We start from the raw sequence: 8,115 nt of genomic DNA on the forward strand, positions 1-8,115 counted from the left end.
GGGCTGCCGACCACCTGACCCTCTACCGACCATCTGACGTTCTGCCGACCACCCGGCCCCGGCAGCGCCGCATCACCCTCACCCGCAGCCCTCCAGCTCCGCGGCATCCGGCGTGAACCGGATCCAGTCGAACGTGGCCGTGAGCTCCGGCGTCGCCGCCGGACCCCGGTAGGCGAACGGCCCGACGTCGGTCGCGGCGAGCTGGCCCGCCGGCGTCGCGCGCCCCAGGTTGACGAAGGTCGCGCCGTCCACGCTGTACGACGCCGTCAGCCACTCGCCGTGGTTCGTGATCCGCAGCCACACGGTGTCGCCCGTCTCCGGCGGGGCCAGCGCGGAGTCCTCCGCCGTCCAGGAGTTGTTCCGGTCCACGCCGTTGTTGCGCCACACGAAGTCGAACCGCTTGCCGGCGTCCACGTGCGAGATGTCGATGCGCACCGAGTTGGCGTCGTCGCGCCGCACGATGAGCCCTGCCTGCTGGAAGTTGACCTGCGGGTCGAGCGTGACCTGCGTGGTCACCTCCCAGGGCGCGGCGGGGACCGGCTGGAGCACGAGCGGCGCCGACGTCGAGTTGCCCGTGTACGTGGGGATGCGCCACGCGCCGTCGGCCACGGCCGAGCGGTCCAGGGTGCCGCGCACCGACGTCGACCAGAGCGAGCGGTCCAGGGCCGAGCCGTCGAGCTCGTCGGAGCCCACGCCGGTGCATTGTGCGTACATCGGGTCCTCGGGGCGCGTGTTGAGGGGGTCCCGCACGCCGTCCGGGTCGAGCACCGCGTGCCCGATCGTGGTGTGCGAGCGCTCGCCGTACTCGTAGATCAGGTGCGTCCTGCCGCGCTCGGTGACGATCTGCGGGGACGACGCCCGCCCGGCCTCCGGCGGCGCGGGCCGCGGGACGAACAACGGCTCGGGCTCGCCCACCTGCGTCAGGGTCCGGTCGACCTGCCGGGCGAAGACGGTGCCGACCGTGGAGCCATAGACGATGTAGTCGCGGCCCTTCCAGCGCCACAGGTCGGCGGCCGACACGTTGGTGCCCTCGGCGGGGCCGGGCGTGATGATCGGCTCGGGCTCGACCTGCCAGTCCTTGCCGTCGCGGGAGTACGCCAGGTTGATGTGCCGCACGTTGGTGTCGTAGTTGGTCATGAACAGCATCGCCCAGCGCTGCCGGGAGGACCGGTCGGGGTTGGGGAAGACCCGCGCGTACGACGTCTCGGTGGCGTGCCGGCCCGGCTGGGCGGCGTCGACCATCTCGGTGGTGACGGCCTCGTCGCCGTACTCGAAGGTGACGCCGTCGGTCGACGTCGCGTACCGCGTCACGGTGTTGTCCCCGTGGAAGTACAGGTACATCTTGCGCTCGGCGGCGTTCCAGACGGCGTCGGGGGAGGAGACGTGCGGCACGTCGTAGATCCCCTCCCACTGGTTGGAGACCACCGGGCTGCCCTCGTACTGGGTCCACGGCCCGTCGAGCGAGTCGGCGTACATCAGGTTGATGCCGCCCGGGTCGTCGTGCGGCGCGTAGTAGACGTACCACTCGCCCAGCGGGTCGGCCAGGTGCGCCCCGGCGTGGAACACCGACGGGAAGATGAACTCCTGGTTGGGGTTGTGCGGCAGCGTGTCGTCGAGCGGGTCGACGATCGCCCCGGTCGAGGTGAAGACCGGCAGCCCGGTGCCGGGTGCGCCGTGCGCCCCGGACGCCCCGGGCGACCCGGGCGTCGCCGCCTGCGTCACGCCGGGTATCAGCGTGACCAGGAGGGCGAGGGTTGCGCCGGCCAGAGCCCGGCGCGCGGTGAGGACAGCCATGGTGCGTACTCCTTCGTCGCGGTGCATGACGTCGCGGTTGTCGTGACGCGGCCAGCCTTCGTGCGGAGCGGAGCGGCGGTCAAGGCAGGTCATCAGATCTATCAACGAACCCGCTGATAATGCGCCACATCGACGCCCGGACGGTGCCCCGGGCAAGCGGCACGGCCCGCCGGGAGGCGCGTGGGGCAGCTGCTAATAATGCGCATCATCAGATTGACCGCGCGCTCGGCGCCCCGTGAGACTCCGGATGTCAACGATGACCCGACCGGGCGTTTCGAGGAGGAGCCGTGCCACGTCGCCGCATCACCCAGACCGACGTCGCCGCGATGGCCGGCGTCAGCCAGGCCACCGTCTCGTTCGTGCTCAACGGGAGCACGCCGGCGGGCGTGCGGATCAGCGAGGAGACGCGCCAGCGCGTGCTCGACGCGATCCGCATCACGGGCTACACCGCCAACCCCGCGGCCCAGCGCCTGGCGGGTGGCCTCGCCCAGATCCTCGGCGTCTTCACGTACGAGGCCACGTTCCCGCGCGCCAGCCGCGACTTCTACGGGCCGTTCCTGACCGGGATCGAGCACGCCGCCGAGCGGCTCGGCGTCGACATCCTCCTGTTCACCAGCGCGCCGGTGGCGGACGGCCGCCGGCGGCTCACCCGGGACGGCTGGCAGCGGCTCGGCGTGGCTGACGGCTGCCTGCTGCTGGGGCAGCACGAGCACCGCGGCGAGCTGCAGCACCTGCTCGACACCAACTACCCCTTCGTCTTCATCGGCAAGCGCGGCAGCGACGGCGGGCGGCTGCCGTACGTGGGCGCCGACTACGTGGGCGGCACCGTGCGGCAGATCGACCGCCTGGTCGCCCACGGACACCAGCGCATCGGCTACGTCGGCATGCGGGGCACGGACCAGCCCACGCTCGACCGCGTCGAGGGGTACCGCGACGCGATGAAGTCGCACGGCCTGACCACGCGGTTCGTCGAGCTGGAGGACGTCGCCGCCACCGCCGCCGAGATCGTCGACCAGCGCTTCACCGCCGTCGTCGTGGCCCCGGAGAACCACCCGGAGGAGCTCGCCGACGAGCTGGAACGGCGCGGCCGCCGCGTGCCCGACGACGTGTCGGTGCTGCTGCTCGGCCAGCCGCACCACCCGCGGCGCGACGGCCGGCAGTGGTCCGGCTTCTCCGTACCGCGCGAGGAGATGGGCGCCCGCGCGCTGTACCTCCTCTCGCGCCTCGTGTCCGACGACGGCCCGCGCCGGGAGCGCGAGCGCGACGGGCGGCGTCCGGCCGCCGTGACCGAGGCCGAGCTGCACCAGATCCTCGTGTGCCCCGACGTCGAGGGCGCCACCGTGGCCCCGCCGCCGGCCGGCGCGCCGCCCGGGGCGGACGCCCCGTGACCCAGACCCCGAACCGACACCCACTTAAGGACGGACCACGCGTGACCCCTCAAGACCTGCAGACCGACGTGCTCGTGGTGGGCGCCGGCCTCGGCGGCATCGCCGCCGCGCTGGCCGCCGCCGACCGGGGCGCGAGCGTCGTCCTCACGGAGGAGCACCCGTGGATCGGCGGGCAGCTGACCTCGCAGGGCGTGCCGCCGGACGAGCACCCCTGGGTCGAGCGGTTCGGCGTGACGGCCCGCTACCGTGCGCTGCGCGACGGCATCCGCGACGTCTACCGCCGCCGCTACCCGCTGACCGACGGGGCGCTGGACCGGGCGGAGCTCAACCCGGGCGCCGGGTGGGTGTCCAAGCTGTGCCACGAGCCGCGGGTCGCCGTCGGCGTGCTGGAGGAGATGCTCGCCCCGTACCGCTCCGCGGGACGAATCCGGCTGCTGGAGCGCGTCCGCCCGGTGTCGGCCACGACCGACGGCGACCGGGTCACCTCGGTGACGCTGCGCTCCGTCGTCGGCGGCGCGGACGTGACGGTCGCCGCGGCCTACACGGTCGACGCGACCGAGACCGGCGAGCTGCTGCCGCTGACCGGCACGGAGTACGTCACCGGGTTCGAGTCGCGGCACGAGACGGGGGAGCCCAGCGCCCCGGACGTGGCCCAGCCGGACAACGTGCAGGCCCTGAGCGTGTGCTTCGTCGTCGAGCACACGGACGGTGACCACACGATCGACAAGCCCGAGCGGTACGACTTCTGGCGCACCTACGCGCCAGCCGCCTGGGGCGGCGAGCAGCTCCTGTCGTGGACGGCGCCGAACCCGCGCACGCTCGCGCTGGAGAAGCGGTCGTTCACCCCCAACCCGGGCGACGACCCGCTCGCCGTGGACGCCGACCAGTCCAAGAACGCCGGCGACGGCAACCTCTGGCTGTTCCGCCGCATCGCCGCGCGCGACCTGCACGAGCCGGGTTTCTACGAGAGCGACCTGTGCCTCGTGAACTGGCCGAGCATCGACTACTTCCTGGGCCACGTGCTCGACGTCTCCCGCGAGGAGGAGGAGGCCCGGATCGCCGACGCCCGGCAGCTCAGCCTCTCGATGCTCTACTGGATGCAGACCGAGGCGCCGCGGCCCGACGGCGGCACCGGGTTCCCCGGCCTGCGGCTGCGCCCCGACGTCATGGGCAACGCGGACGGCCTGGCCCAGGCGGCCTACCACCGCGAGTCCCGCCGCATCAAGGCGGTCACGACGATCACCGAGAACGACGTCTCGTACGCCGTGCGCGGCGACCAGGGCGCCACCCGGTACGCGGACTCTGTGGGCGTGGGCATGTACCGCATCGACCTGCACCCCTCCACGGGCGGGGACACGTACATCGACGTGCCGTCCACCCCGTTCGAGATCCCGCTGGGCGCCCTGCTCCCGCGACGCACCACCAACCTGCTGGCGGGCAACAAGAACATCGGCACCACGCACATCACCAACGGGTGCTACCGCCTGCACCCGGTGGAGTGGAACGTGGGCGAGGCCGCCGGCCATCTGGCCGCGCACTGCCTCGCGACCGGCCGCACCCCGCACTCCGTCCAGTCCCTGCCGGACCAGCTCGCCGACTACCAGGCCGAGCTCGTCGCCGCCGGCGTCGAGCTGCGCTGGCAGGACGAGGCCCACCCCTACTGACGCGGGCGGCGCCCGCACGCACCGACACACGCCGGCGACGCCCCGTCGCCGGATCAGTCCAAAGGAGAACTGATGTCTGTACACCACATCCGGAACCGCAGGACGGCGGGAACCGCCGCCGTCCTCGGGACGGCGCTGGCCCTGTCCGCGTGCGCGGGCGGGACCGACGCGCCGGTCGGGGAGCCCGAGACCCCGTCCGAACCGGTCGACCTGCGCATGACCGTCTGGACGGCGGACGAGACGCAGCTCGACCTGTTCCAGTCCATCGCCGACGCCTACGTGGCCGAGAACCCGGAGCTGGTCTCGAGCGTGAAGTTCGAGACCATCCCGTTCGAGGACTACACCACCGCGCTGACCACCCAGCTCGCGGGCGGCAACGCCCCGGACCTGGCCTGGATCTTCGAGAGCAACGCCCCGGAGTTCGTCTCCAGCGGCGCCCTCGTGGACCTGCGCCCGGTGCTGGAGGGCACCGAGGGCTACGCGTTCGACGACCTCGTGCCGAGCGCCCTGACGCTCTGGGAGGACGGCGACGGGCTGTACGCCTACCCCTTCTCCAACAGCCCGTTCGCGATGTTCGTCAACACCGACCAGATCGAGGAGGCCGGGCAGCCCAACCCGGTCGACCTGGTTGCCGACGGGGAGTGGACGTTCGACGCCGCCCGGGACATCGCCGCGGCCACGGCCGAGAAGTCCGGCAAGCAGGGCCTGGTGGTGCGCGACTTCGACTACCAGTCGTGGGAGAACCTGGCCACGGTCTGGTCCGGCTGGAAGGCCGCGCCGTGGAGCGCGGACGGCACGCAGTGCACGTTCACCGACCCGGCGATGGTCGACGCCATGACCTGGTTCCACGACGCCGTGTTCACCGACGCCGCGATGCCGGCTCCGGGCACCACCGCCGACTTCTTCGCCGGTGACGCCGCCATGACGATCACCCAGATCAGCCGGGCCTCGGCGCTCGACGACTCCTTCCACTGGGACATCGTGCCGCTGCCCGAGGGCCCGGCCGGCAAGCAGAACGTCGTGGGCCAGGCCGGGGTCGGGGTCTTCGCCGCGGGCGAGCACCCGGACGTCGCCGCCGACTTCCTGGCGTACTTCACGAACGCGGAGAACGCCGGGCAGCTCGCGGCCTACTTTCCGCCGCCGCGCCAGTCGCTGCTCAACGGCGAGAGCCTCGCGGCCGCCAACCCCAAGCTCACGGCCGAGCAGCTCGAGGCCGTGGTGGTCCAGGGCGTCGAGGACGCCGTCACCAAGCCGGCGCACAAGAACTTCGCCAAGCTGTCCGAGACCGTGCGCGCCGAGCTCGACGCGCTGTGGGTCGAGGACGCCGACGTCGAGGCCGTGCTGACCGACACCTGCGCGGCGATCACGCCGCTGCTGGAGGACTGATCGTGGCAACAGCGTCAGCGGCGGTGCGCCGCGACTGGCTCGTCGGGTACACCATGGTCGCCCCGGTGGTCCTGGGGTCCCTCGCCTTCGTCGTCCTGCCGCTCGGCATGGTGGTCTGGTACTCCCTGCACGAGTGGAACGTCCTCGCGAACACCTTCACGTTCGTCGGGGCGGAGAACTACCAGCGGATGGCGTCCGACCCGGGGCTGGGCGACGCGCTCCTGGCGACCGTGTGGTTCTCGATCGGGCTCGTCGTGGTGAACATCGCGCTGGCGCTGTTGCTCGCCGTCCTGCTCAACCAGAAGCTGCCCGGCACCACCACGTTCCGGACCTTCTTCTTCTCGCCCGTCGTCGTCTCGCTCGTCGCGTGGACCATCGTCTGGAGCTTCCTGCTCCAGGCCGACGGCGGCATCAACGGGTTCCTGTCGGTGCTCGGCGCCGAGGGACCGAACTGGCTGCGGCACCCCACCACCGCGATGATCGCGGTGATCATCGTCCAGGTGTTCAAGAACGTCGGGCTCAACATGATCCTGTTCCTCGCCGCGCTGCAGGGCGTGCCCGAGGAGCTGCAGGAGGCGGCCCGGCTCGACGGCGCCGGCGCGTGGCGCCGGTTCCGGTCGATCACCCTGCCGCTGATCAGCCCCACCATCCTGCTGGTCTCGATCATCACGATCGTCGGCTCGCTGGAGGTGTTCGCGCAGATCGACGTCCTCACCGGCGGCGGCCCCGGCAACTCGACCACGGTGCTCGTCTACTACCTGTACCAGCAGGCGTTCCGGTTCAACGAGTTCGGCTACGCCAGCGCCCTGGCGGTGCTCCTGTTCCTCATCGTCCTCGTACTGACGCTGCTGCAGTGGCAGTCGCGCAAGAGGTGGGTCTTCCATGAAGTCTGACGTCATGCCCGCGCCCGCCCCCGGGCGGCCCGGGCCCAGCGCCCCGGCCGTCCCGCCGGGCGACACCCGGGACGCGGCGCCCGGCCCGGCAAGACGCCGGCCCCTGGGCGTACGAGCCCGCCGCGGCCTGACCCGGTGGCTGCTCGTGCTGCTCCTGGCCGTCCTGAGCGTGCCGTTCGTCTTCCCCACCTGGTGGATGGCGACGTCCAGCCTCAAGCCCATGAGCGAGATCCTGCGCCGGGTGCCGACCATCTGGCCGCAGGACCCGTCCCTGGAGGCCTACGGCCGGGTGTTCACGCTCCAGCCGTTCGCGCAGCAGTACTGGAACTCCCTGTACATCGCGGTCCTGGTCACCCTCGGCACCATGCTGGTGGCGGCGATGGCGGGCTACGCCTTCGCGCGGATCCGGTTCCCCGGCGCCAACGCCCTGTTCGTGCTGGTGCTCGTGGGCCTGCTGGTCCCGTCCGAGGTGACGATCGTGCCGCTGTTCCGCATCGTCAACAGCCTCGGCCTCATCAACACGCACTGGCCGCTGATCGTCATCCCCGTGCTCGGGGCGCCCGCCGTGCTGGCCGTGTTCATCATGCGCCAGTTCTTCCTGGGGCTGCCCACCGAGCTGGAGGAGGCGGGCCGGATCGACGGGCTCGGCCGCTGGGGCGTCTTCTGGCGCATCGCGCTCCCGCTGTCCCGGTCGGCGCTGGGCGCCGTGGCGATCTTCACGTTCCTGAAGTCCTGGAACCTCTACCTCGAGCCCATCGTGTACCTCTCCAGCAAGGAGAACTTCACGCTCCCGCAGGCCCTGACGCAGTACGTCGACGCGTACGGCGGCCCCATGTGGAACGTCCAGCTAGCAGCGACGACGCTCACCGTGCTGCCCGTCCTGGCCGTCTTCCTCCTGGCGCAGAAGCAGTTCGTCCAGGGCCTCGCGCACAGCGGTCTCAAGGGCTGACCGACGGCGGCACGCCCACTGGCGTGCCGCCGTCCGCCCGC

The 8,115-nt window shown here is 71.8% G+C and carries 6 protein-coding genes; 5 read left to right on the forward strand and 1 reads right to left on the reverse strand.

Annotated features, from left to right (window positions below):
* Positions 1–78: 78 nt before the first annotated feature.
* Positions 79–1,794, reverse strand: a complete 1,716-nt coding sequence (locus ACFU5G_RS27685; protein WP_377251934.1) for a DUF1349 domain-containing protein — start codon at positions 1,792–1,794, stop codon at positions 79–81.
* Between the two features lie 287 nt (positions 1,795–2,081).
* Between ACFU5G_RS27685 and ACFU5G_RS27690 the strand changes: the two genes are divergently transcribed.
* The 5 genes from ACFU5G_RS27690 (at position 2,082) to ACFU5G_RS27710 (ending at position 8,074) form a co-directional block, all read left to right on the forward strand.
* Positions 2,082–3,182, forward strand: a complete 1,101-nt coding sequence (locus ACFU5G_RS27690; RefSeq protein WP_377251936.1) for a LacI family DNA-binding transcriptional regulator — start codon at positions 2,082–2,084, stop codon at positions 3,180–3,182.
* 41 nt (positions 3,183–3,223) lie between these two features.
* On the forward strand, positions 3,224–4,846 hold the full coding sequence (locus ACFU5G_RS27695; protein ID WP_377251938.1) for an FAD-dependent oxidoreductase: 1,623 nt from the start codon (positions 3,224–3,226) through the stop codon (positions 4,844–4,846).
* A 72-nt stretch (positions 4,847–4,918) separates the two neighbouring features.
* The gene (locus ACFU5G_RS27700) at positions 4,919–6,232 is read left to right on the forward strand and encodes an ABC transporter substrate-binding protein (protein WP_377251940.1); all 1,314 of its coding nucleotides are present in this window, start codon (positions 4,919–4,921) and stop codon (positions 6,230–6,232) included.
* Positions 6,233–6,234: 2 nt separating this feature from the next.
* Positions 6,235–7,125, forward strand: a complete 891-nt coding sequence (locus ACFU5G_RS27705; RefSeq protein ID WP_245605736.1) for a carbohydrate ABC transporter permease — start codon at positions 6,235–6,237, stop codon at positions 7,123–7,125.
* Positions 7,115–8,074, forward strand: coding sequence for a carbohydrate ABC transporter permease (locus tag ACFU5G_RS27710; RefSeq protein WP_377251942.1), 960 nt, complete (start codon positions 7,115–7,117; stop codon positions 8,072–8,074). The genes ACFU5G_RS27705 and ACFU5G_RS27710 overlap by 11 nt, the downstream gene beginning before the upstream one ends.
* Positions 8,075–8,115: the final 41 nt, after the last annotated feature.

Origin of the sequence: Promicromonospora sp. NPDC057488 (genome assembly GCF_042802395.1) — a bacterium.
Taxonomy (GTDB): Bacteria; Actinomycetota; Actinomycetes; order Actinomycetales; family Cellulomonadaceae; genus Promicromonospora.

Excerpts from the sequence above, each read along its gene's own strand:
- ACFU5G_RS27685 (WP_377251934.1), bottom strand. The coding sequence starts at position 1,794 with ATGGCTGTCCTCACCGCGCGCCGGGCTCTGGCCGGCGCAACCCTCGCC.
- ACFU5G_RS27700 (WP_377251940.1), top strand. The coding sequence starts at position 4,919 with ATGTCTGTACACCACATCCGGAACCGCAGGACGGCGGGAACCGCCGCC.
- ACFU5G_RS27710 (WP_377251942.1), top strand. The coding sequence starts at position 7,115 with ATGAAGTCTGACGTCATGCCCGCGCCCGCCCCCGGGCGGCCCGGGCCC.